Source organism: Aliiroseovarius sp. F47248L (assembly GCF_023016085.1).
Taxonomy (GTDB): domain Bacteria; phylum Pseudomonadota; class Alphaproteobacteria; order Rhodobacterales; family Rhodobacteraceae; genus Aliiroseovarius.
In genome coordinates this window covers 1,902,113-1,926,905 of the sequence record NZ_JALKBF010000001.1, presented here as the reverse complement: position 1 = coordinate 1,926,905, position 24,793 = coordinate 1,902,113, and the positions used below count along the sequence as shown (strand labels likewise).

The following is a 24,793-nucleotide window of genomic DNA, read 5'->3' as shown; positions in this document are numbered from 1 at the left end:
GATCCGGCGGTGCGCCTTTGTCTGGAAAGGATGGACGGTTGGCGACCCTTCAATACATTCTCAAACGCCTGTTTTTGATGATCCCCACGTTCTTTCTGGTGATGATCATCATCTTTGTGCTGGTGCGGTTTCTACCTGGAGATCCGGCCATCGCGATTGCAGGGGATCGTGCATCCGATGCGGATCTAGAGGCGATCCGCGAGCGTCTTGGCCTGAACGAACCGATGCTGGTGCAGTTCTGGTTGTTTGTGACAAACACCATTCAAGGTGATCTGGGCCGCTCGATCCTGATGCGCGCGCCGGTGACCGAGGTGATTTTTAACCGCTTGCCCACCACGGCCTTTCTGACCCTGTATGCGGTGGGGCTTTCGCTGCTGATTGCAGGCCCGTTGGCCTTTGTTGCTGCGTTGAACCGTGGTCGCTGGCCGGATGCGCTGATCCGCACTGTGTTTCAGGTCGGGCTTTCCATGCCGGTCTTCTATATCGGATTGATATTGTTGACGTTCCTCGCCGCCCAGCTGCGTTGGTTCCCCGTTGGCGGATATGGCGACTCGTTCGGAGCACGGCTTTACCATCTGTTCTTACCTTCGGTCGCCGTTGCGCTTTATACATCAGCGATCATCATGCGAAATCTCAGGTCAGCGATTATCGAGGTGCTGGATGCCGAATACGTCCAATTCGCCCGCGCCAAGGGATTGCCCAACCGGTTGATCCTTGGTCGTCATGTGTTGCGTAACGCGTTGATTTCGACTGTCACCCTGTTGGGTCTTTCCATAGGCAATCTGATGAGCGGCACCCTTGTCACCGAAACCGTGTTTGCCGTGCCCGGTGTTGGCCGCCTGATGCTTGAGGCGATTTTTGCTCGTGACTATCCGCTGATCCAAGGGCTGACCTTAACCTTCGCAGTGCTTGTGTCAGTCGTCTTTTTGTTGACCGACCTTTTCCAAAGCACGCTTGATCCAAGGATGCGTCTGACATGAGCGACATATCCCTGTCTGAATCCGAGGCCACAAAGCCGCAAAAAACTCGTTTGCAACTTGCCTTGCGCAAGCCGGGGTTTCTGATTGGTGTGGCGATCATCGGTTTTTCCACTCTACTGGCCATCGCGCCGGGGTTGTTTGCGCCGTATGACCCGAATTTCATTGATTATAACGCCGTGCGCCAGCCGCCCAGTTGGGCGCATCCGTTTGGCACAGACATGCTGGGGCGTGACAGTCTAAGCCGTGTGATTTCTGCCTATACGGTCAATATGCAAATGGCGTTGTTGGCGACCATCTTTGCACTGATCATTGGCGTCACAGTCGGTGCGCTGGTCGGGTATTATCGCGGGGTGGCTGACATGATCTTTGGTCGCTTTGTCGATGCGATCATCACGTTTCCATTCCTTGTGCTGGTCATTGCCGTTGTTGCCGTTCTGGGGCCGGGGCTGATCAACATGTATATCGCGATCACGATGGTGGGCTGGGTTTATTACGCCCGCCTGATGCGCGCTGAGGTGATTGCCCAGATGGGCAATGATTACTCCGCTGCCGGTGTTGTCATGGGGTATTCTGATCGTCGCATCATCTTTCGCCACCTTTTGCCCAACGCAATCACGCCGGTCATCGTTTACTGGATGACCGATATGGCGTTGGCGATCCTGCTTGGCTCATCGCTTGGCTATCTGGGATTGGGCGCGCAACCGCCGCAAGCGGAATGGGGTGTGTTGATCGCCGAAGGGCGGAATTTCATCACAACCGCATGGTGGCTGAGCCTGATGCCCGGTGTTGCCATCGTTCTGACGGGTCTCGGGTTTTCGCTGATCGGCGACGGCTTGGCCGATCTTCTGCGGCCACGCGGATGAGGGGGCAGATATGACAGATCAAAAACCAATCCTCGAGGTCAGCAACCTGTGCACTACGTTTCGTCGTGGCGGGGTTGCATTGCCAGCTGTGCGCGATGTCAGTTTTTCGGTCGGGCAAGGCGAAGTGCTTGGCCTTGTGGGCGAAAGCGGGTCGGGCAAAAGCGTGACCCTGCGGTCCATCCTAGGGCTGTCGCGGCGTTACGGCGATGTGACGGGCGAAGTTCGCTGGATGGGCCAAGACATCGCGTCATTGCCTGAACGCAAACTGCGTCACATTCGCGGCGGCGAAATTGCGATGATTTTTCAGGAACCCATGACCTCGCTTAACCCGTTGTTGACGGTGGGAATGCAGCTGACCGAGACTTTGAAGGCGCATACTGATCTTAGCCGAGCTGCGCGTAGGGATCGCGCGATCGAGATGTTGGATCATGTGGGTATTCCTGCCGCGGCCTCGCGTCTGGGTGAGTTTCCGCATCAGTTTTCCGGGGGAATGCGCCAGCGTGTGATGATTGCCATCGCCCTTGCGGCCAGTCCGAAATTGTTGCTGGCGGATGAACCGACGACGGCGCTTGATGTTACCATTCAGGCACAAATTCTGGACCTGATCCTGTCATTGGCCGATGAAATGCAGATGGGCGTAATCCTTGTTACGCATGATCTGGGGGTGGTGGCACAAACCTGTGAAAACGTCGCCGTCATGTATGCGGGGCGCGTGGTTGAACAAGGTGCGGTGCGTCAGGTTTTGGGCACCCCGCGCCATCCTTACACGGTCGGATTGATGCGGTCGGTGCCGCAAAATGTGCCCCCACGCACGCAGCTGTATTCGGTGCCCGGCACCCCGCCCAGCCTTGAGGCTTTGCCAGTCGGCTGCGCCTTTGCATCGCGTTGTCAGAACCGGACGGAACACTGTTTGACCGCGCGTCCAAGTCTTGATGCCATTGCAGATGATCGGCGTGTGGCGTGTTTCAACCCAGTTCCCGCTGAAAAGGCAGGTGCCGCATGAACGAGCCGGTAATGACAATCGAAGACCTTGGGCTGGAGTTTCCGCTCGGGCGCACGTTGTTTGATGTGATGCAACGACGCCCCGGACGTGTGGTGAACGCACTGAACGGTGTCAGTCTTCAGCTTAACAAAGGCGAAACCCTTGGTGTTGTTGGGGAAAGTGGGTGCGGGAAATCCACACTCGCCCGCTGTATCGTGCGCCTTTACGAACCACAACACGGGCAAATCCATTACCACGGGCAGGATATTTTCGAAGCCGAGGCCAAGAAGGATCGCAGCTACAACCGGCGCGTTCAGATGATGTTTCAGGACCCGTATTCGTCGTTGAATCCGCGCATGACGACAGGGCAAATTCTGTCAGAAGCGCTTAGCGTGCACGAGATGCGCGCGCCTGACGAAATTCCAGCCCGCGTTGCCGAGTTGTTGGAACTGGTAAGGCTTCCGCAGGACGCAGCCGACAAACTGCCGCATGAATTTTCGGGCGGGCAAAGGCAACGTATCGCCATTGCGCGGGCATTGGCGGTTGAGCCCGAAGTCCTGATCGCTGACGAACTGGTTTCGGCGTTGGATGTATCCGTGCAGGCGCAGGTGGTGAACCTGCTTCTTGAGCTGCAAGAGCGTCTGAATCTGACGATCCTTTTTGTCGCACATGATCTTCGTTTGGTACGCCATGTCTCAAATCGGGTGGCTGTGATTTATCTGGGAAGGATTGTCGAAATCGGTGACAGCGAAACCTTGTTTTCGCGCCCGTCGCATCCGTATTCCCAGGCTTTGCTCAGTGCCGCTCCGTCGCTTGACCCGGATGACAAAGGCAAGGCAATTCGTCTGGAAGGAGAGCTGCCATCGCCGTTGAACGTGCCATCGGGATGCCCGTTTCACGTGCGCTGCCGTCACGCCACAGAATTCTGCAAACGCGAGGTTCCCGCCCTTTTGCCACGAGATGGCCGGGGCGAGGTTGCTTGCCACCATGTTGAAGAGATTAACCAAGATGCCTGACACTGCCTTGACCGATCCCGCGCAACGCGTTGCCGCATTGCGTGATGAAATGACAAATCGTGGGCTGGATGCGTTCATTCTGCCGCGCTTTGATGCCCATCAAGGCGAATATGTTGCCCCGCATGACAGAAGACTGGCCTATATCACAGGGTTTACCGGATCCGCTGGTGTGGCGATCGTCACGCAAGACATCGTCGCAGTGTTTGTGGACGGGCGTTACAGCGTGCAGGTGGGCAATGAATGTGCCGGCCCGTTGTTTACTCATCACCATTTGTTCGATGATCCACCCGAAATGTGGCTGAGTAAAACTGCGGGGCAGGGCTGGCGCGTTGGATATGATCCGATGCATGTGCCCCCTGCGTGGTTTGATCGGTTCAAGGCTGCTTGCGATCCGATTGAGGCTGCGTTGATTGCGCAAGATGACAACCCCGTGGATGCCGTCTGGCCGGATCAACCCGCGCCACCGACAGCGCAGATCACCGAATTTCCGCTGCAATTCGCGGGAAAGAGCTGCGTTGAGAAATGCGATGATCTTGTCGCCCACTTAAAACAGGCCGAGGCGGATTTCATCGTCGACACTCAGCCCGACAACATCGCGTGGTTTTTGAACGTGCGCGGAGGGGATGTGGATTTCAACCCGATGCCGCATTCATTCCTGCTGGTCAGTAAAAGCGGCGATATCACGTGGTTCGTGAACGCAGAAAAGCTGCGGGATTTTGATCGCAGCAACCTGCCTGAAAATGTTGAAATACTGGCGCAAACGGTGCTGTTGCCAACCCTTGGGAAGCGTATCACCGCAGAACATAAGGTGTTGATTGACCCTGATTTCTCACCTGTGGCCGTGCGGCAGGTGATTGAAAGCGCTGGGGCAAGCGTTCTGAGCGAATGCAGCAAACTGACTTTGACCAAAGCCCATAAAAACCCGACCGAGATCGAAGGGCTGCGCGCCTGCCACATACAGGATGGCGTCGCGTGGACCGAATTCAGCGCATGGCTGGCGCAAGAGGTGCCCGCCCGCGCCGCAGCAGGTAACCCCCTATCCGAACGCGAGGCCGAGGATAAAATCCTTGAGTTTCGCAAAGCCCGTCCCGGCTTCCTAAGCGAAAGTTTCAATTCCATTTCGGCGGCGGCAGAAAATGCGGCGATGTGCCATTACGCAACCACACCTGATCGCAACGCACAGATTTTGCCCGAGAATCCCTATCTTCTGGACAGCGGTGGGCAATATGACACCGGCACAACCGACGCGACACGTAGTTTTTCATTTGGCCAGCGCCCCGACGGGTATGACCGCGCCTATACGGCGGTGTTCAAAGCGTTTTATGCATTGGCAACCCTTAGATTTCCGCAAGGCACGCAGGGCCATCACATTGACGCGATTTGTCGCCGTCCCTTGTGGGATCTGGGTCTGGATTATGACCACGGCACAGGGCACGGCATTGGCCACCGTCTGTCGGTTCACGAACACCCCCAGCGCATTGGCAAACCTGTCAGTCCGGTTGATCTGTCGCCCGGAATGGTGCTGTCAATCGAGCCTGGATACTACAAGGCCGACCATTTCGGCATTCGGATCGAAAACCTTTTCGACATTGTTCTGGAAGATGACGGATTCATGTCCTTCAGGAACATGACCTATGCCCCGATCCAAACTGACATGTTGATTATGGACGCATTGACTGTTCCGGAAAGGCTTTGGCTGGAAGCTTATAACAAAATGGTAGCGGACGTCCTTTCACCACTCCTATCAGACCAGGCGAAAGCGTGGCTAATGTCTCAGTTGAACGTCGCATAATCCAAACGATCTTCAGTTCAACTTTACTGTTTGAAGGAGACGATGCTGTGTTTTGGATGTTGTTTCTTGTTTCGGTCAGTAAGCTGGACTAACGCAGATATGCTTTGAATTAAACTTGCTGCTGTTATTTTACTTCGCATTGGCTAAAACTAGATCAAAGAATGGAAAACCTTTTTGAGTAAACAGGTTGAAGGTCAACCAGTGAGGAAGACGGCCAGCCAGATTTATCTATACAGGTCGAACATGCAAACTTAACATATACCTATGAAGAGGTTTGCTATTCGTCTGTTCAAGGTTGTCTTGACGCTGAGTATCGCGGTTTTAATCGCACGCCTCGTCTTCCATCTACCGGATATATCCGAACGTCCCTTCAGTCAGGCTTTACCGCATGATATTTCAACCACGCTCGGCGCGCGGGTTAGCTCTGCAAATCAGGCGCACCTCGGCAAAAGTGGTGTATTGCCGTTGGAAAACGGCCACGACGCGATCTCAAGCCGGCTTGCTCTGATCAACGCTGCTGAACACTCGATCGACGTTCAATACTATATTTGGCACGACGACATCTCGGGCATTCTTATGTTCGAAGCTTTGCGCAAGGCAGCCGAACGCGGAGTACGGGTGCGTCTGTTGCTGGACGACAATGGTGTGCCGGGGTTGGACGGCATCATGGCCACGCTGAATTCCCTGAACAACTTCGAGATCAGGCTGTTCAATCCATCGACCATACGCACTCCGAAACTGTTGGGGTATTCCTTCGATTTCTTTCGCATGAACCGTCGGATGCACAACAAAGCCCTGATCGTTGATGGATCGGTTGCGATCATCGGAGGCCGCAACATAGGTGACGAGTATTTTGAAGTTGGCGATGACAATTTCTATATCGACATGGATGTGTTGGCGGCGGGGACGGTGGTTGCGGAAACGTCGTCGGCATTTGATGATTATTGGAACAGCCAGTCTGTCTTTGGGGTTGAGACAATCATTGACGAACCCGGTGACATCGAGGCGTTCAAGTCCCGTGTCACCCAGGTGCGGGACAGTCATGATGCAGCTGTGTTTTTGGAGCAAACGAGTGCCAGCGCGAGAAAATTTGCGCAAGGAAATGTTGCCTTGGAATGGACTGATGTCCAACTTGTGACCGACGACCCCGTGAAGGGATTGGGGATTGCCACGCGCGACCAACTTATGATCACGCGGTTGGGTGAAATCATGGGTAAAGTTGAAAAGCGTCTTGATCTTGTGTCGGCCTATTTTGTCCCAGGACGCCAGGGAACCCAATGGTTCACGGCACTTGCCAAAGACGGCAAGTATGTTCGTATTCTGACCAACGCCCTGAACACCACGGATGTGTTGATGGTCCATGCTGGCTATACAAAATACAGAACTGATCTGTTGGCAGCCGGTGTTGATCTTTACGAACTCAAGCTGCGCGGAGGCGGGTCGTCAGAGGCGGAACTTCAAACCATGCCCTTCGGACTGTCTGGGGCTAGCCTGCACGCCAAAACATTTGCGTTGGATCAAAAGCGGGTCTTCATTGGGTCGTTCAATTTCGACCCGCGATCTGCAACATTGAATTGTGAGATGGGCTTCCTGATCGACAGCCCGACCCTTGCACGCCGGGTGAGTGGCGGATTCGACGGCCCCGTGCAGGATGTCAGCTATCAACCCGAAATCTCATCCGAACATGACCTGGTATGGCGTGAAAAAACAGAAGATGGGCAGACGATCCTGCACACAGATGAACCCGGCTCAACGGCACTCCAGCGCTTGGCTTTCTTGGTTCTGGGCGTGCTGCCAATCGAGTGGCTGCTGTGAAGCATGAGTTTATCACTGAAAGGGTAGAACTATGAAACACTGGGTTTTCTGGATGATCGCCGGCGTAATCTCGATCGTCGGAGGTGTCCTAGCACTGACAAATCCACTTGCTGCATCACTGACTGCTGAAATACTTGTCGGTTGGTCTTTCCTGTTGATTGGCCTGATTGTCGCGTTCTCGGCGTTTCGTGACCAAGGCTGGGGCGCACGCATATTTCTTTTGCTGTTTGGGCTGCTCTTCCTGTTGTTGGGTATCAATTTGCTGGCTAATCCGCTTCAAGGTCTTCTGGCCCTGACTTACATAATAGCGATCTTGCTGATGGTGGCTGGTCTGTTTCGTCTGCTTCTGGCGTTTCAGGCTGAGTTTCGGCCATTCCGCTGGATCATGGTCTTGTCCGCGGCGCTTTCAATCATTCTGGCATTGATGATCTTCTCGAATTTCCCGCAATCGGCAGCAGTGGTCCTGGGTGTCTATCTTGCGATTGAGCTGATTTCGAATGGTGTGTCGTTGATCGTTATTGCCTTGGCACGCAAGTCTATCTTGAATGAACTGGGATAGGACTGCAGTCCGTTCAATTTGCCTGTGAGGTTTTGCACTGCGGGCACCTAATACAGTAATCTTTGGCAGCACGGGCTGACATAGGTTTGGCAGGTATGATCACAGATATAGAAGATTACTTCGTGCACGGGTGTGGACGTTGCGAGCGTTTCGCGACGCCTGACTGTTCTACACGTATTTGGGTCGACGGTTTGCGCGATTTGCGTCGCCTGTGTCGTGGCGCTGGTTTGTCAGAAAGTTTGAAATGGGGTCATCCTTGTTTTCTGCGGGGTGATCGAAATATCGCGATTATCGGGGCCTTCCAAAAGGACTTTCGCCTTACATTCTTCAATGCGGCACTTATGAAAGACCCGGAAAATGTGCTTGAAAAGCCGGGGCCAAATACCCGATATCCTTGCCTTATCCGATTTTCCAAGAAAGAACAGGTTGCCGCTATGGCACTAATTGTCCAGTCATACCTGGCCGAAGCGATTACGTATGCGGACGCAGGCGTTAGGCCACCTATAACGGATGTCACATTCGATCTTCCAGACGAGTTGGTTGATGCATTTGCAGCCGACCCCGAGCTTGCTGCGGCCTTTGAGGCGCTGACACCCGGTCGGCGGCGAAGCTATGTAATCAATCTCAGCTCTGCGAAAAAATCCGAAACGCGACTGGCCCGTATTGACCGGTTTCGGGACAAGATATTTTCAGGCAAAGGTGTGAATGAACGATAGCTAAAAATCTGCTGAAAGCAGTTATATGACCGAGGCCAGAAACTCTCTCGCTCGTTTCGTTTGTGGGGCATTGAAAATCTGATCCGGTGTACCTGTCTCAATGATCTTGCCGCCATCCAGAACACAAACCCTGTCGGCAGCTTCCCTTGCAAAACCCATTTCATGCGTGGCCAAGATCATGGTCATGCTTTGGGCCTTTAGCTTTAGCAACGTCTCCAATACCTCGCTGACCAACTCCGGATCCAAGGCCGAAGTGACCTCGTCAAACAGCATGATTTTTGGCTGCATCGCCAACGCGCGGACGATTGCGACACGCTGCTGTTGCCCTCCTGACAACTGATCCGGATAGGCATTCATCCGATCCTTCAAATTGAACCGTTCAAAAAGCCGGGTTACGTTGGGCAGAAGGTCTTTCTTTGATCGTTGGAACACGCGCGACGGGGCCAACAGCACATTCTCGACTGCAGTCATATGTGGAAACAGATTGAAGCTCTGAAAAACCAGCCCGATCTTGCGACGGACGGGCTGCGGAGCGATATCAGGCAGCGAGATGTCATGCCCGTCGAACCAGATCTCGCCATCGTCAATCGGTTCAAGCAGGTTGATCGTGCGCAGGAGGGTGGATTTACCCGAGCCTGAGGCCCCGATCAGGCAGATCATCTCGCCTTCGTTGACCTCAAGATCAATGCCACGCAGCACGGCTGTTTGCCCGAACGATTTGGTGACATTTGACAGGCGAAGAATAGACATCAACTGCGAGCCTTGTTCTGTTTTGCGATCAGATAATCGGCAAAGCGGGTCACAGGGATGGTAACTGCAAGAAAAATGATCGCCGCCCCAACATAGGGTGTGAAATTTGCCAACAGGGACTTGTGCACCCCGGCTTGCCGCAGAAGCTCAACCGGCCCGATGAAGGACAGAAGCGCCACATCTTTTTGCAACGCGACGAGCATGTTCATATTGGCCGGCACCACGCGGCGGATTGCCTGCGGCAGGACCACGTAGCGCATGATGTCGGAATGTGACAGTCCCAGCGATTTGGCTGCAGCCCGCTGGCTTTCATGGACGCTTTCAATGCCGGCGCGGAAGATTTCGGCCACATAGGCGGAATAGGTAAGGATCAGCGCAAGCGAACCCCAGATATAGGGGCTGTTCCATGGGCGTTGCAGGCCAAGACCGGGGACGCCGAAGCCGATCAGAAACACGATCAGGATCACAGGGACGCCGCGAAAAATGTCAGTGTAAAGCACGCCGAATATGCGCAGGGGGAACAAGGCTGGCGCACGGGCATCGCGACACAGCGCGATAAGCAGGCCAAGTATTGCGATGATGGGGGTACACCACAAGAAGATGGCAACATCCCAACGAAAGGCTGACAGAAGTGATGGAAAGGTCTTCGCCAAGATCTCCCAATCGAAAAAACTGCTGCGCACCCGGTCCCAGCCCGGTGTCATCGGCAGTAGAATGACAATCAAACCCACCACAAGAATGGTGCTCAGCGTCGCAATCATCACTGATTTGCGTCGCGCCTTTTGTTCATAGATTTGGCGGGCCGTAAGGCCCGCGCTTGTCGTTTTCATGGAATGTGTCGTTACTTGATCAGCGGAACGCCGGTGGTTTCTTGCAGCCATTCGGCCTCGATGGCGGCAAGCGTCCCGTCATCTTTCATGGCTGACAATGCTTCATCCACGCACGCTTTCAGCGGGCTTCCTTCTTCCATCAGGATGCCGAATTGGTCGGGGTTTTCGCTACGGTCGGCGGCGAACTGTCCTAACAGTGCACCGTCATCCAAGACCACAGCACTGAGATAAAGTGCGGTCGGAAGGTCAAACAAGGCCGCGTCGATCTGGTTTGCCTTCATCGCCTCAACGACGTTCACATTGTCGTCGTATAAAAGCGGCGTGTCAGCAGGCGCGATTGCCGAGTTGACAGTTTCAAGCGCCGTGGTTCCTGCCATGACGCCCCATTTAAGATCTTTCAGCGACCCGATTTCAGCTGTTGCACCACCATCAACCGTTGGCTGGCGCACCAGAACGGCCATGGCGGCAGAATAATAGGGCTCGGAAAAATCGACGACCTTCTCGCGGTCTTCCGTGATCGAGAATTGTTGCAGGTTCACGTCGAACTCTTTTGCGCCCGGCTGGATCGACTGATCAAAAGTCGCGCGGGTCCAGACCACCGCATCCTTCTCAAACCCCATACGCTTGGCCAACTCATAGGCGACAGCGGCTTCAAAACCAGCCCCACTTGTCGGGTCGTCATCCATCACCCACGGGTAATAGGCTGGGTTTCCCGTCGCGATGGTCAGAACATCGGGGGTCAGAGTTTTGCCGTCGGCACAACGGTTGTCGGCAATGGCGGATGTTGCGCCCAACAGGCTGAACATCAAGGCAGTTGTGAAAATCGGTTTCATCGGAATCTCCATTTGGAAGGCGCCCGGTGACTTTAGGGCGGGCTGATCTTGGCTGTCCAGATGAAGTTTGGATTAGATGACCAGAACATGTTGTCCCGGCGGTGCGGCAGGCGCGGCCAGTTCCCCGACCGCACGCGCCTTCATTCTTCGCGAAACGCCAGATCAAGGTAGTCTGTGAAGGGTTTTAGCAGATATGAGGCCGGGCTTTGGGCTCCTGTCTGGATGAACGCCTCGACCGGCATACCGGGGATGATCTCGTTCTCGCCCAAAAGATCGAAGGCGGCCGGGTCGATTTCGACCTCACCTGCGAAGTATCTCTGCCCGGTTTGTTCGTCCGTAATGGCATCGGCGGAAATCAGGCTGATCTGCCCCGATAGTTCGGGCGTGGTGCGGGCATTGAATGCCGGAAATTTCAACACGGCCTCTTGCCCTACAGTTACCCTGTCGATTTCCATTGGGGCCAACTGAACGGACACGATCAACGGGCTGTTGTCCGGCACGATGGCGGCCACTTCGCCACCGGCAGGCACGACAGAACCGACGGTAAATACCGTCATGCCATAGACCACGCCATCCACTGGCGCCTTCAGGTTCAGCCGGGAAAGTCGTGTTTCGACGGCGCGCAGTTTCTCCTGCATCTCTGCCTCGCGTGGTTGCAGGTTGCGAAGCTCTTCTTGTGCACTTGCCTGTCGTTCCGAACGGGCTTTCAAACGCTCGATCTCGTAACCCGCGATGGCGTTCCTGGTGGCTGCGATTTGTGCCTCGGTCTCGCCGGTCAGGCCGTTGATCTGGGCCACCTGTTTTTGCAGTTCCAGAACCTGCGACCGCTCGGTCAGGTTCCTGTCCAACAGATCCTGAAAGGTTTTCAGGTTGTTGTTCATCAGTTCGGCCTGTTCGCGATTGGCCGTCAGTTGCTTTTCCAATCCGACAATGGACGCTTCGGATTGCGCGCGCCGTTCGCGCAGTTGATCGTCTGTCTGACTAAGCGTTGTGGCGCGCGTTTCAAACAGCGTCTGCTGCGTGTCTAGAATGCTTTGCAGATCGGGATCGTGCTTGGCATCCGTCAGCAGCGCTGGGCGGAACGTGATTTCCCCTGCCTCGACCGCTTCGGCGGACAGACGGTCGATATTTGCCTGCACTTCAAACAGGGCGTGGCTGATGATGTTTTGCTCGGACCGCAGTTCTGCATCATCCAAAAGGATGATGGATTCTCCTGCTTTAATCGTGTCGCCGTTACGTACAAGTATGTCCGCGACCACACCGCCATCGGGGTGTTGAACAACTTGCTTACGCTGGTCGACCTCGACATAGCCCGATGCCACAACCGCCGCGCTTATGGTCGAGTAAGCCCCCCAGGCCACCAGACCACCAAAGCCGATGATCAACGCCCACATGCCCTGTGCCACGTATGTTTTCGCATTCCAATCACTGGGCATGTTCAAGCCTCCGACCCTGCTGTGCCGGCACGACGGCCGGGCTTTTTCTGACGAATTTGTCCAGGACTTCCTGGCGCGGGCCGAAGGCACGCATCTTTCCGTTGTCTATAAGAAGCACCCGCTCGCATTGCGCCAATGCCGAGGGGCGGTGCGAGATGATCAGGACCGCCTGACCAGCCTCTTTCGCGTCTGCGATCGCCTGATTAAGTGATCGAACCCCGCTGTCATCCAAGCTGGAGTTTGGCTCGTCGAGGATAAGAACCGCGGGGTTCCCGAACAACGCACGGGCCAGCCCAACGCGTTGGCGCTGACCACCAGACAGTCGGCTACCACCGTCGGAAATAACCGTGTCATAGCCATTGGGAAGACCAAGGATCAGATCGTGCGCCCCGGCAGCACGGGCGGCCTTGACGATATCCTCAGGGTCGGCATCGGGGTCAAACCGCGCCACATTCTGTGCGACCGTGCCGGGGAACAGCACCACGTCTTGTGGCAGATATCCCAACAGACGGCCAAGTCGGTCTGGCGCGTATTGATGAAGATCTGCACCGCCCAAGCGGATTTCCCCAGCACGGGGCGGCCAGACCCCAGTCAACGCCTTGGCCAAGGTGGATTTACCTGCCGCACTGGGACCGATAACGGCGACGGCTTCGCCGGGTTGAATGTCAAAGCTGACACCCATCAACAAGGGCTTCGTAACGCCACCCGGTGCCACGGCTAGACCTTTGACCTGCATTTGGCTTTCAGGCGCTGGAAGCGGCATGAGTGCAGGGCGGGGCGGGGTCGAGGTCAAGACAGCGCGCAGTGATCGCCAACCTTGTGCTGCGGCTTGAAAAACGCCCCATTGCGCGACCGATTGCTCGACCGGGGCCAGCGCTCGGCCAAGAAGGATGGAACCCGCAATCATTGCACCGGGTGTCAGTTCGCCACGCAGCACCAGCCATGCCCCCAAGGCAAGGATGCCGGACTGCAACAGCAGCCGAAAGGCTTTGGTGGCCGCCGTCAGACGTCCGCGTTTGTCGGCGGCAAATATCCGACTGCTCAACGCGTTGCGGCGAACCTCACTCCAGCCGTTGGCCAGCGGCTCTTTCATACCAAGACCCTGAACCGTTTCGATGGATTTGCGCATATAATCGGTGCGGCCATCGGCTTGGGCCGATAGTTGGCTCGCCTCGGATTGGGCGGCATTGCTGACGCGTTGATTGGCAAAAGCCAGAATGAACAGAACCAATCCACCGGCCAGCGCAAACCACCCCATCATCGGATGGAAAATGAACAACAGCGCAAGAAACGCCGGTGCCCAGGGAAGATCAATAAGCGCGGTCAAAGCAGGAGAGGCGAGCAATGACTGAATACTGGTCAGATCACGCAGACCGCTCGCCGGCCGTGACCGCTGATCGGCGTCTTCGGCCTGTCGCAACACAGCGTCAAACACGCGGCGGTCCAGCGCCGACTGAAACCCAGCGCCGACGCGCGCCAGAACGCGTCCCCTGACATGATCTAGAAACCCCATCAGAGTGTACAGGAACAAAACAAGGCCAAACAGGGCGACCAACGTTGCTGATGATCGGCTGGACAACACGCGGTCATAGACCTGCAGCATGAACAGCGGGCCAGTCAGCATCAGCAGGTTGACCGCAGCACTAAAAATGGCAACGCCGATAAGTTCGTATCGAAACCCTGCCAAAGTCTGGCTGAGTTCGCGGGATTGGTGTCTTGGATCGGTCATTTCCGCTCCGTTTTGGTCAGACATGGCAGCAGGCGTATCGCTTTGATCAGGCGACGCGCCGTGGATATGGTTGGAAACGAATTAAGACTGGGTGCTGATGGCTTCGCCTGATCAGCAGATCCGAATGGTCGTTTTGTCTCCGTGAGTGGTTGGGGCTTAAAAGGGCGAAACCGAAGGAATGAGGAGTCATCTCGGTCGGGGTAGGCCGGTTGGGCGATCCGACGCCTATTTTCATGGCCAAGGTCGGCAATCTTGTGCCAGTCAAGAAGCACGGGTGCCGAAGTGTCGGGAAATCGCCGAGTATGGATATCAAAAATGGTGTGATTGCGCCGACCACACGGTGTACCTATCCGCATTTTGGTCTGTTGAATTAGATGAGTCGCAGAGGAGTTGTCAGTGGACGTCGCATTATTGCCAGTCAAAAACGTCAATCCCTGATAAGCCCGTGCATGGGGCAGGGTACTGGTCATCCGGGTTGAGGTCGTCCTAATGTCATATCATGGCGAACACTGCGTGAAGGTTGAAAAGTGGAAGTTGAAACAAGGAAAGCAAAACGCCCATGCGTTGGTTGAGGCGTCGAAGCCGAGATATGTCCAAAGCCAGTGCATCTAGGTTTGATGCGCCATTTCTGCCTGATGCCCCTTTCTGTGTGGTCGGCGACATTCATGGTCGGATGGACCTGTTGACCGATGCGCTGAAAAGGATCGCAGCAGATTGGCCGGATCAAACGGTGGTGTTCGTCGGAGATTACATCGATCGTGGGCCAAACAGTGCCGAGGTGTTGCGCCACTTGTACACGCTGCAATCCGCCAGCCCCGATCAGGTCGTGTGCCTTCTGGGAAATCACGAAGACATGCTATTAGGCTTTCTGGACGGCTCGCTGCGGGATCACAGCATTTGGCTTCGGAACGGAGGCGACGCGACCTTGCAAAGTTTCGGGGTCAACTTTTCTGCCAATCTTTCGACCACGGACGAGGTCACGCACATACGCGTTTGTCTGCAACAGGCTATGGGGAAGGAACTGGTGGCGTGGCTGCGCGAACGGCCGTTGGTCTGGCGCGCGGGAAATGTCTGGGTGACACATGCCGGAGCGGACCCCATTGTTGATATGGACAGGCAAGACCGCATGGCTCTTTTGTGGGGCCACCCGGATTTTCGCAAACTGACGCGATCAGACGATCAGTGGGTCGTGCATGGCCATACGATTGTGCCAGAAGTTCGTTGCGCTGACGGGCGCATTTCAATTGACACGGGCGCGTATCACACGGGACGGTTGTCAGTCGTTCGTATATCAGGCGATGGGATAGAGGTGCATCCTTAGTTCAGGCATGCGGCGGTCATGGATTGCTTGCTTCAAGGAATCACGTGGCCAATCCAGCAAGTCGGTTCACCACGGCTACAAAAAATTACCGCATGAAGGTCATGTTGCATCCATTAGCCTCGTAGACTGCAAAAAATGCGGCCTGTTGACATGAAAAGCGAACTTTAAAATTGACAGAAAGGCGCGGGGTCGCCAATGATCCTGCCATCCGCAGCGATGGCGTCGCTGCCCTGCGCATCGGCCCGCCGCCGACGCAAGGTCCGGAGATCAACTGCCCTGCACGCCGGGGGGTTTGGTTGGCCGGGCACATATATCTCGGCCTCGGAATACGGAGACTTGAGACATGTCACGCACCCAGTTTTTTGTTTGTGAGAATGGTGAAAAAGCCCCGCTGCCCTTCTCGAAAGCTGAATACGAGCGCCGGTTGAAAACCTTGCGCGGCATCATGGCCGCTCGTGGTGTTGATGCGGTTCTGTTCACCTCGATGCACAATATCGCCTATTATTCAGGCTTTCTGTATTGTTCATTCGGGCGACCCTATGGATGCGTTGTGACGGCGGATCGCTGCACAACTGTGTCCGCGAATATCGATGCTGGCCAACCTTGGCGGCGCAGCTTTGGCGATAACGTCATTTACACAGACTGGGAGCGCAACAACTACTGGCGCGCTGTGAAAGACGTGATGGGCGGCGCTAAATCGATTGGGATCGAAGGCGACCACCTGACATTGGCACAGCGCGAACTGGCCGAAGAGTTTCTGACAGGTGCCAGCTTCACGGACATTGCCCCGGACACCATGACCGCGCGGATGTTGAAATCGGCTGAAGAGATTGCCTTGATCCGCGAAGGGGCACGTGTTGCCGACCACGGCGGCGAAGCCATTCGAGACGCCATTCGCGTTGGTGCGCGTGAAATCGACATCGCTATGGCGGGTCGTGATGCAATGGAAGAAGAGATAGCCCGCGCCCATCCCAACAGCGAAATTCGCGACAGTTGGGTTTGGTTTCAATCAGGCATCAACACTGACGGCGCCCACAATCCGGTGACCACTCGCAAACTGGAGGCTGGCGATATCTTGTCGCTGAACACCTTCCCGATGATCTCGGGCTATTACACCGCGTTGGAACGCACCCTGTTCATTGGTGAACCCGACAAGGAAAGCCTGCGCATTTGGGAAGCCAATGTCGCTGCGCATGAGTTGGGTATTTCGCTGATCAAACCGGGTGCAACCTGTTCGGGCATTACCGCCGAGATCAACAAGTTCTTCGAAAGTGAAGGGCTTCTCCAATATCGCTCGTTCGGATATGGGCACAGCTTCGGTGTGCTGTCGCATTATTATGGCCGCGAAGCCGGGTTGGAGCTGCGCGAAGACATCGACACCGTGCTTGAACCGGGAATGGTCGTTTCAATGGAACCCATGCTGTTCTTGCCCGAAGGCACACCCGGTGCGGGAGGTTATCGTGAGCACGACATTCTTGTTGTGGGCGAAACGGATGCCGAGAACATTACCGGCTTTCCTTACGGACCCGAACATAACATCGTGCCAGTATGACGCGAAAATCACAAAAAGTGTCGGGATCAAACCGCGAAACCGTCATATTTAGTTAGAGGCTAGGGCTGTCGCGGCGATAAACTTCGCGACAGCCTGCGGATTTCCTGTTGATATTCACGTTAGGTTCGTGTTGGCTTATGCCCAACAAACGAAAAGAAAAACATAGACCAGGGGGGTCACTTGGCTGATGCAGCTTCCAACGACGAGTTCGTCGTTTTTGATCGTGTCCAGAAAAGCTATGATGGGGAGACGCTGGTTGTAAAAGACCTGAACCTCTCAGTGGCCAAGGGCGAATTCCTTACCATGCTTGGGCCGTCGGGGTCTGGTAAAACAACATGTCTGATGATGCTTGCCGGTTTCGAAACCGCGACGCACGGAGATATTCGGCTTGGCGGCAAGCCGATCAACAATATTCCACCTCATAAGCGCGGCATCGGGATGGTTTTCCAGAATTACGCGCTGTTCCCGCACATGACGATTGCTGAAAACCTGTCCTTCCCGTTGGAAGTGCGCAAGATCGGAAAAACCGACCGCGAGGCAAAAGTCAAACGCGCTCTGGACATGGTTGAAATGGGTGACTTCGGTGGACGTCGCCCGGCTCAGTTGTCGGGTGGACAACAGCAACGTGTGGCTTTGGCACGCGCTTTGGTGTTTGAGCCTGAGTTGGTGCTGATGGACGAACCGCTTGGCGCACTTGACAAGCAACTGCGCGAAAAGATGCAGTTCGAAATTACGCACCTTGCGCACCAGTTGGGTATCACCACGGTGTATGTGACCCACGACCAGACTGAAGCGTTGACCATGTCTGACAACGTGGCCGTGTTCGACGATGGACGCATTCAACAGCTTGCACCGCCCGATCAGCTTTACGAGCGGCCGGAAAACAGCTTTGTTGCCCAGTTCATCGGTGAAAACAACACCTTGGAAGGCGTGGTGACCGAGATCAAAGGCAATACCTGCATCGTCAAGCTGGATGATGGCGAGATCATTGATGCAACACCTATCAATGTCTCCAAGGTCGGGGATCGGACCACCGTGTCGATCCGGCCTGAGCGTGTTGAGTACAACAAAGAGCGCTTGAAGGAAGGGGCTCACACCCTGAAGGCCGAAGTGCTCGAGTTCATTTACATGGGCGATATTTTCCGCACCCGACTGCGGGTGGCAGGCAATGATGAGTTTATCATCAAAACCCGGAACGCCCCTGATGTTGAGCGTCTGACCCCCGGCCAACAGATCGAGATCGGCTGGTTGCCGTCTGATTGTCGCGCGCTGGACGCTTGATTCGAATTGCTTCGGAGCCTGGTGGCTCCGGGCATACTAGCCAGAGGTTTGCGATGTACCCGTTCATGCAAACCCGACCAATCGAACGGGGATAACTAGGGAGAATAAAGTATGAAACTTGTGAAGACTCTTTTGGCCAGCTCTGCACTGACCGTTACCGCGGGAGCGGTGTCGGCGCAGGACATGGCCAACGAGATGACCCTCGTTTCTTGGGGTGGCGCTTATCAAGCCAGCCAGGTCAAGGCATATGTCGAGCCTTATCTGGAAATGCACCCCGAGGTCAGCATCACGTGGGACGAAAGCTCGGCTGAAGCCGTTGCGAAACTGCGTGCTATGAACGAGGCAGGCAACGTCACCTGGGATCTGGTGGATGCGGTTGCATCAGACGCGATGCGCCTCTGCGACGAAGGTCTGGCGGAAGAGCTGGATCACGACGAGTCTCTGGCGGCTGCACCGGATGGCACCTCGGCATCCGAAGATTTTGGCGACCTGCTGGTGTCGGATTGCTTTGTGCCACAGATCGTTTACTCGACCACGTTCGGCTATCGCACCGACTTGGTGGGGGACACCCCGCCGACCACAGTTTGCGATGTGTTCGACCTCGAGACCTATCCGGGAAAGCGTGCGCTGCAAAAGCGTCCAATCGATAACATGGAATGGGCGTTGTACTGCGATGGCGTGGATAAGGACGCCATCTATGACACCCTGGGCACCGATGAAGGTGTTGAACAGGCGCTGGCAAAACTGGACACCATCAAGGACCAGGTTGTCTGGTGGACAGCAGGTGCAGAAACGCCCCAGCTTCTGGCAGATGGCGAAGTTGTGATGGGCTCGACCTTTAATGGTCGCCTGTTCTCGGCGATTGCCGAACAGGACCAACCGATCGAAATGTTGTGGGACATGCAGTCCTTCGACCTTGACGGTTGGGTCGTCCCTGCCGGTCTGCCTGCAGATCGCCACGCTCGCGTGATGGACTTCCTGAAGTTCGCCACCGATACACAGCGTCTTGCCGATCAGGCAGCTTACATTTCGTATGGTCCGGCACGTAAATCGTCGGCACCGCTGGTCGGCAAACATGCCGAGTTGGGCATCGAAATGGCACCCCATATGCCGACCGATCCCGCGAACTCGGGCAACGTTCATGTTTATGACTATGAATGGTGGGCCGACAACCGCGACGATCTGAACGCCAAGTTCGAAGCTTGGTTAGCCAAATAATTATGGCTTTCGGGAAGGGCCGAATGGCCCTTCCCACACCAACCAACAATAGTTTTGGCACGATGTGCTGGTCGTTCGACCGCATCAAGACCGAAAAGAAGCTGACGCTGACAGGGATGACATGAGCGATATGACCGATACGAGCGGCCCCGTTCTGGCCGCAGATGGAACACCGCTAAAGCGCAGTCTTGCGAAAGCGCTCAGGCGGCAAAAGCTGCGCGCGCTGTTGCTGATTGCGCCCCTTTTGTTGTTCATCCTGATCAGCTTCATCCTGCCGATTGCGGACATGCTGTATCGCTCGGTTGAGAACAAGATTGTTGTCGAGACTTTGCCGCGCACCGTGAAGGCTTTGTCCACTTGGGATGCCAACTCGGGCGAATTACCCGACGAAGCAGCGTTCGCAGCAATGGCCGCAGATTTGAAAGACGCAGCCGCCGCGAAAACACATACCAAAGTCGGCTCTCGGCTGAACTATGAATATCCGGGCATTGCATCGGTCTTCCGCAAAGCGGGCCGTAGTGCCAAAAAGTTCGATATTGAGAACGGCGGACCTTGGAAAGAAGAACTGATCGACCAGAACAAAGACTGGGCCGATCCCGAGATTTGGCGCACCATTCAAACCTATTCTCCTCCCGTAACACCCGGATATTTTCTGAACGCGGTTGATATGCGTGTGGGGGCAGACGGGGCTGAAATGCGGCCTGAAACCGAGCGGATATATATGAATCTGCTCAAGCGGACCCTATGGATGTCGCTGCTGATCACCTTCTCCTGCATCGTATTGGCCTATCCCGTCGCGTGGTTGTTGGCGAACCTGCCGACCCGTCAGGCGAACTTGCTGATGATCCTTGTGCTGTTGCCGTTCTGGACGTCACTTCTGGTTCGGACTTCGGCATGGAAAATCCTGTTGCAGCAACAAGGGGTGATAAATGATATCCTGGTCTGGATTGGATTGGTCGATGACAATGCACGACTGATCATCATCAACAACCAGTTCGGCACGATTGTCGCGATGACACATATCCTGCTGCCCTTCATGATCCTACCGATGTATTCGGTGATGCAGACCATCCCGCCCAGCTATCTGCGGGCGGCGAAAAGCCTGGGTGCGACAGATTGGACAGCGTTCTGGCGGGTGTATTTTCCGCAAACTATACCAGGCATAGGTGCCGGTTCGATCCTCGTGTTTATTCTGGCTATTGGCTACTACATCACGCCAGCATTGGTTGGCGGCACCAAGGGGACGTTCATCTCGAATCAGATCGCGTTCCATATCTCGACGTCGCTCAACTGGGGCCTTGCCTCGGCACTTGGGGCGATCCTTCTGGCGGTCGTTCTGGTCCTGTATTGGGCATATGACAAGATCGTCGGCATCGACAACGTGAAGCTGGGGTAACGGACATGGCCAAACTTCCTCCTTATACTACGACTGGCCAGCGCATTTGGCATTACACGTTCCTTGTGATCTGTGGGTTGATCTTCTTCTTCCTGATTGCGCCGATTGCCGTGGTGATCCCGCTCAGCTTTAATGCCGAGAACTTCTTTACCTTCACGCCAGAGATGCTGCGGCTGGATCCGGAAGGGTATTCCTTAAAGCACTATCGCGATTTCTTCTCGAACCCTGATTGGCAAAATGCCATGTGGAATTCGATCAAAATTGCACCGGTGGCGACGGTTCTGTCGGTGTCGCTTGGCACATTGGCCGCTATCGGTCTTAGCCAGCCGCATGTACCTGCACGCCGGGCGATCATGGCCATTCTGATCTCACCGATGATTGTGCCTCTTATCATTTCGGCGGCTGGCATGTACTTCTTCTATTCCAAAATCAACCTTGCGGGGACTTATTGGGGTGTCGTGCTGGCCCACGCCGCGTTGGGAATTCCCTTCGTGATCATCACCGTAACGGCAACTCTGGTCGGGTTTGACCGGTCCTTGACACGGGCTGCGGCAAACATGGGGGCTGACCCCGTGACGACGTTCTTTCGCGTGCAGATGCCGCTGATCTTGCCGGGTGTCATCTCGGGGGCACTTTTTGCTTTCATCACATCGTTTGACGAGGTGGTCGTGGTGATCTTCGTTGGGTCTGCAAAGCAGCAAACGCTTCCGTGGCAAATGTTTACAGGCCTGCGCGAACAGATCAGCCCAACCATTCTGGCGGTTGCCACGATCCTTGTGGCCGTGTCGATCGTGTTGCTGACAATCGTCGAGCTTCTGCGCCGCCGTTCGGAACGTCTGCGTGGGATGAGCCCTGGCTGATTCCAACCCGCCATCCAAATAAACGCGGCACCCTTTTGGGTGCCGTTTTTTTGGGCAGGGAACCCGACGCTCTGTGATCAGGGAAATGTTAACCAGTTTCAGGCATGTCTGTCACGATTGTGCCGATGTGGGTCGGGCAGGGGACACCCCCCCCTTGCAGCCCCTTTCTACCGGCACTAACATCGTGCGTCAGGGGCCGATCCAACGGCGCTGGCGTGAATATGAAAGCAGGCTGAAATGCACGATCCACTCGAAATTTATAACAATACCCTTGTGCCCATGGTGGTTGAACAGACATCGCGGGGCGAACGAGCCTATGATATCTTTTCGCGCCTTCTAAAAGAGCGGATTATTTTCGTGAATGGCGCTGTTCATGATGGCATGTCCAGCCTGATCGTTGCGCAGCTTCTGCATCTGGAAGCCGAGAATCCCAAAAAAGAAATCTCGATGTACATCAATTCACCCGGTGGCGTCGTGACCTCAGGTCTGTCGATCTATGACACGATGCAATACATCAAACCGGCGGTGTCCACGTTGGTTATTGGTCAAGCAGCTTCGATGGGGTCGGTCTTGTCGGTCGCTGGTGAAAAGGGCATGCGGTTCTCGCTTCCGCATTCGCGCATCATGGTTCACCAACCTTCGGGCGGCTTTCAGGGGCAGGCCACGGACATTATGATCCACGCTGCCGAGACGCAGAAGGTCAAGGACACACTGAACCAGATCTACGTCAAGCACACCGGAAACGCGCTGAAAGACGTTGAAAAAGCGCTGGAGCGTGACAACTTCATGTCGCCCCAAGAAGCCAAGGATTGGGGCCATATCGACGAGATCGTCGAGAATCGCGGCAAAGGCGATGACGAAGAATAATGGCACTGCCCGGTTTGAAACCGGGCATTACCACACCGGGTAAGGCGCAGGAAAAACCGGATTGTGCCTGCCCTGTCACTGCCCTAGACTTGCGGTAACGGTAGCAAAGGCCGCTCGATCGGGCGCAAACCGGGTTCCGGTGTGAACCCTATAGGACGAAATGATGGCGAATAATTCTTCCGGCGACAGCAAGAACACACTCTATTGTTCGTTCTGCGGCAAAAGCCAACATGAAGTGCGAAAGCTGATCGCGGGGCCGACCGTGTTCATTTGCGACGAATGTGTCGAACTGTGCATGGACATTATTCGCGAAGAAACCAAATCGACGGGTTTAAAAGCCGCAGATGGTGTGCCGACACCGATTGAGATTTGTCAGGTTCTGGACGATTACGTAATCGGGCAGGCCCACGCCAAGCGCGTATTGTCTGTAGCGGTTCACAACCACTACAAACGACTAAACCACGCAGCGGCGGCGGGTGACGAGATTGAGTTGGCCAAATCCAACATCATGCTGATTGGCCCCACCGGCTGTGGCAAGACTTTGCTGGCACAAACGCTGGCGCGCATTCTGGACGTGCCCTTCACGATGGCGGACGCGACCACATTGACCGAAGCCGGCTATGTTGGCGAGGATGTCGAGAATATCATCCTTAAGCTCTTGCAAGCATCCGAATACAATGTCGAACGCGCACAGCGCGGCATCGTCTATATCGACGAGGTCGACAAGATCACGCGCAAGTCGGACAATCCGTCCATCACGCGCGACGTGTCGGGCGAGGGTGTTCAGCAAGCGCTTCTAAAGATCATGGAAGGCACTGTTGCGTCGGTGCCGCCGCAGGGTGGGCGCAAGCATCCGCAGCAGGAATTCCTCCAAGTCGACACGACCAACATTCTGTTCATCTGTGGCGGGGCTTTTGCGGGTCTCGACAAGATCATCGCGCAGCGCGGCAAGGGTTCGGCCATGGGCTTTGGCGCGGACGTGCGTGAAAATGACGACCGCGGTGTGGGAGAGCTGTTTCAAGAGCTTGAGCCAGAAGATTTGCTGAAGTTCGGTCTGATCCCGGAATTCGTGGGCCGTCTGCCGGTGATTGCGACGCTGGAAGACTTGGATGCGGAAGCCCTGGTCACCATCCTGACCAAGCCCAAGAACGCTTTGGTCAAGCAATACCAGCGTCTGTTTGAATTGGAAGACGCGCTGTTGACCTTTACCGATGACGCGCTGAAGGCCATCGCCAAACGCGCCATTGAACGCAAGACCGGTGCGCGTGGACTTCGCTCGATCATGGAAGATATCCTGCTGGATACGATGTTTGACCTGCCGGGTCTTGAGAATGTCGATGAAGTTGTGGTGAACGAAGAGGCTGTGACCTCAGACGCCAAGCCGTTGATCATTTATGGAGAAGCCGCGAAGGAAGAAGTCAGCGCAAGCTGATCAAACCCGACGGGATCGCCGAATGGTACGAAATCGAGCCACTGCCCTTGCGGTGGCTTTTTCGTATGGAGAAAGAACTGCGCCAAGCTGCCGCATTTTACCCAAAGCCCGCCCATTTGACTGCAAAACACTGGACCTTCCAGTCTGCTTGCGCCATATGAAGTGAGAACAAAACCGGAGACTGATATGCGTTTCATCTTGTCCCTGCTGACCTGGTATCATCGCGAAACCATTGGAACTCGTCTGTTCACCTGGCGCAAAGGCGTGAAGGTGGGAGAGGATGAGCAAGGTAACGTCTTCTATCGCAACCGCGATGACAGTCGCCGTTGGGTCATCTTCAACGGTGAACCCGAAGCAAGCCGCGTCAGCCCCGACTGGCATGGCTGGCTGCACCACACGTTTGACAACAGCCCGGCGGATGCTCCGCTGGTCCGCAAGTCGTGGGAAAAGCCACATCAGGACAACCTGACTGGCACCCCCTTGGCCTATGCGCCCGCTGGTTCGCTGCGTCAGGAAAAACCGGCCGACCGCCGCGACTACGAAGCTTGGCAGCCTGAGTAAGCCA

21 protein-coding genes and 1 pseudogene are annotated in these 24,793 nt (G+C 55.3%); 17 read left to right on the top strand and 5 right to left on the bottom strand.

The annotated features are described in order from the left end of the window. The first annotated feature begins 38 nt into the window (after positions 1 to 38). The 8 genes from MWU51_RS09620 (at position 39) to MWU51_RS09585 (ending at position 8,723) form a co-directional block, all read left to right on the top strand. Positions 39 to 980 carry an ABC transporter permease gene (locus MWU51_RS09620; protein WP_247036751.1) on the top strand — a complete coding sequence of 314 codons (942 nt, stop codon included), beginning with the start codon at positions 39 to 41 and terminating at the stop codon, positions 978 to 980. Continuing rightward, positions 977 to 1,843, top strand: a complete 867-nt coding sequence (locus MWU51_RS09615) for an ABC transporter permease (protein WP_247036750.1) — start codon at positions 977 to 979, stop codon at positions 1,841 to 1,843. The genes MWU51_RS09620 and MWU51_RS09615 overlap by 4 nt, the downstream gene beginning before the upstream one ends. 10 nt (positions 1,844 to 1,853) lie before the next feature. Beyond that, a complete protein-coding gene (locus MWU51_RS09610; protein WP_247036749.1) occupies positions 1,854 to 2,846 on the top strand; it encodes an ABC transporter ATP-binding protein in 993 nt (330 codons plus the stop codon). Between the two features lie 11 nt (positions 2,847 to 2,857). Further along, the gene (locus tag MWU51_RS09605) at positions 2,858 to 3,841 is read left to right on the top strand and encodes an oligopeptide/dipeptide ABC transporter ATP-binding protein (protein ID WP_247036748.1); all 984 of its coding nucleotides are present in this window, start codon (positions 2,858 to 2,860) and stop codon (positions 3,839 to 3,841) included. Then, positions 3,834 to 5,633 (top strand): aminopeptidase P family protein, encoded by a 1,800-nt coding sequence (locus MWU51_RS09600; RefSeq protein WP_247036747.1) that lies wholly within the window; start codon positions 3,834 to 3,836, stop codon positions 5,631 to 5,633. The genes MWU51_RS09605 and MWU51_RS09600 overlap by 8 nt, the downstream gene beginning before the upstream one ends. Positions 5,634 to 5,897: 264 nt before the next feature. After that, the gene (locus MWU51_RS09595; protein ID WP_247036745.1) at positions 5,898 to 7,448 is read left to right on the top strand and encodes a phospholipase D family protein; all 1,551 of its coding nucleotides are present in this window, start codon (positions 5,898 to 5,900) and stop codon (positions 7,446 to 7,448) included. Positions 7,449 to 7,479: 31 nt separating this feature from the next. Then, positions 7,480 to 8,007 (top strand): DUF308 domain-containing protein, encoded by a 528-nt coding sequence (locus MWU51_RS09590; RefSeq protein ID WP_247036744.1) that lies wholly within the window; start codon positions 7,480 to 7,482, stop codon positions 8,005 to 8,007. A gap of 95 nt (positions 8,008 to 8,102) precedes the next feature. Further along, positions 8,103 to 8,723, top strand: coding sequence for a YdeI/OmpD-associated family protein (locus MWU51_RS09585; RefSeq protein ID WP_247036741.1), 621 nt, complete (start codon positions 8,103 to 8,105; stop codon positions 8,721 to 8,723). A gap of 21 nt (positions 8,724 to 8,744) precedes the next feature. On the opposite strand, the gene MWU51_RS09580 is transcribed toward MWU51_RS09585, so the two are convergent. The 5 genes from MWU51_RS09580 to MWU51_RS09560 all read right to left on the bottom strand — a co-directional run bounded on the left by MWU51_RS09580 (position 8,745) and on the right by MWU51_RS09560 (position 14,301). Beyond that, positions 8,745 to 9,473, bottom strand: coding sequence for an amino acid ABC transporter ATP-binding protein (locus MWU51_RS09580; protein ID WP_281502657.1), 729 nt, complete (start codon positions 9,471 to 9,473; stop codon positions 8,745 to 8,747). After that, positions 9,473 to 10,303, bottom strand: a complete 831-nt coding sequence (locus MWU51_RS09575; protein ID WP_247036739.1) for an amino acid ABC transporter permease — start codon at positions 10,301 to 10,303, stop codon at positions 9,473 to 9,475. The genes MWU51_RS09580 and MWU51_RS09575 overlap by 1 nt, the downstream gene beginning before the upstream one ends. Positions 10,304 to 10,314: 11 nt before the next feature. Continuing rightward, positions 10,315 to 11,136: an ABC transporter substrate-binding protein gene (locus MWU51_RS09570; RefSeq protein ID WP_247036737.1), complete on the bottom strand. Its 822-nt coding sequence runs from the start codon at positions 11,134 to 11,136 to the stop codon at positions 10,315 to 10,317. Positions 11,137 to 11,276: 140 nt separating this feature from the next. Then, positions 11,277 to 12,572 carry an HlyD family type I secretion periplasmic adaptor subunit gene (locus MWU51_RS09565; protein WP_247036735.1) on the bottom strand — a complete coding sequence of 432 codons (1,296 nt, stop codon included), beginning with the start codon at positions 12,570 to 12,572 and terminating at the stop codon, positions 11,277 to 11,279. Then, positions 12,562 to 14,301, bottom strand: a complete 1,740-nt coding sequence (locus tag MWU51_RS09560; protein ID WP_247036732.1) for a type I secretion system permease/ATPase — start codon at positions 14,299 to 14,301, stop codon at positions 12,562 to 12,564. The genes MWU51_RS09565 and MWU51_RS09560 overlap by 11 nt, the downstream gene beginning before the upstream one ends. 589 nt (positions 14,302 to 14,890) lie before the next feature. On the opposite strand from MWU51_RS09560, the gene MWU51_RS09555 reads away from it, so the two are divergent. The 9 genes and pseudogenes from MWU51_RS09555 to MWU51_RS09515 all read left to right on the top strand — a co-directional run bounded on the left by MWU51_RS09555 (position 14,891) and on the right by MWU51_RS09515 (position 24,789). After that, positions 14,891 to 15,622, top strand: coding sequence for a metallophosphoesterase family protein (locus MWU51_RS09555; RefSeq protein WP_247036730.1), 732 nt, complete (start codon positions 14,891 to 14,893; stop codon positions 15,620 to 15,622). Between the two features lie 343 nt (positions 15,623 to 15,965). Further along, positions 15,966 to 17,174: an aminopeptidase P family protein gene (locus MWU51_RS09550; protein WP_247036728.1), complete on the top strand. Its 1,209-nt coding sequence runs from the start codon at positions 15,966 to 15,968 to the stop codon at positions 17,172 to 17,174. A 180-nt stretch (positions 17,175 to 17,354) separates the two neighbouring features. After that, positions 17,355 to 18,455 carry an ABC transporter ATP-binding protein gene (locus MWU51_RS09545; protein WP_247036726.1) on the top strand — a complete coding sequence of 367 codons (1,101 nt, stop codon included), beginning with the start codon at positions 17,355 to 17,357 and terminating at the stop codon, positions 18,453 to 18,455. Between the two features lie 111 nt (positions 18,456 to 18,566). Beyond that, complete coding sequence (locus MWU51_RS09540) at positions 18,567 to 19,673, top strand: extracellular solute-binding protein (RefSeq protein WP_247036724.1); 1,107 nt, start codon at positions 18,567 to 18,569, stop codon at positions 19,671 to 19,673. A gap of 121 nt (positions 19,674 to 19,794) precedes the next feature. Then, positions 19,795 to 21,069 carry an ABC transporter permease gene (locus MWU51_RS09535; protein WP_247036722.1) on the top strand — a complete coding sequence of 425 codons (1,275 nt, stop codon included), beginning with the start codon at positions 19,795 to 19,797 and terminating at the stop codon, positions 21,067 to 21,069. Between the two features lie 14 nt (positions 21,070 to 21,083). After that, a pseudogene (locus MWU51_RS09530) lies at positions 21,084 to 21,929 on the top strand (ABC transporter permease); the annotation flags it as partial. A gap of 237 nt (positions 21,930 to 22,166) precedes the next feature. Further along, positions 22,167 to 22,796: an ATP-dependent Clp protease proteolytic subunit gene (locus MWU51_RS09525; RefSeq protein WP_247036717.1), complete on the top strand. Its 630-nt coding sequence runs from the start codon at positions 22,167 to 22,169 to the stop codon at positions 22,794 to 22,796. A gap of 163 nt (positions 22,797 to 22,959) precedes the next feature. After that, positions 22,960 to 24,228 carry an ATP-dependent Clp protease ATP-binding subunit ClpX gene (gene clpX / locus MWU51_RS09520; RefSeq protein ID WP_247036715.1) on the top strand — a complete coding sequence of 423 codons (1,269 nt, stop codon included), beginning with the start codon at positions 22,960 to 22,962 and terminating at the stop codon, positions 24,226 to 24,228. 186 nt (positions 24,229 to 24,414) lie between these two features. Further along, a complete protein-coding gene (locus tag MWU51_RS09515) occupies positions 24,415 to 24,789 on the top strand; it encodes an NADH:ubiquinone oxidoreductase subunit NDUFA12 (RefSeq protein WP_247036714.1) in 375 nt (124 codons plus the stop codon). Positions 24,790 to 24,793: the final 4 nt, after the last annotated feature.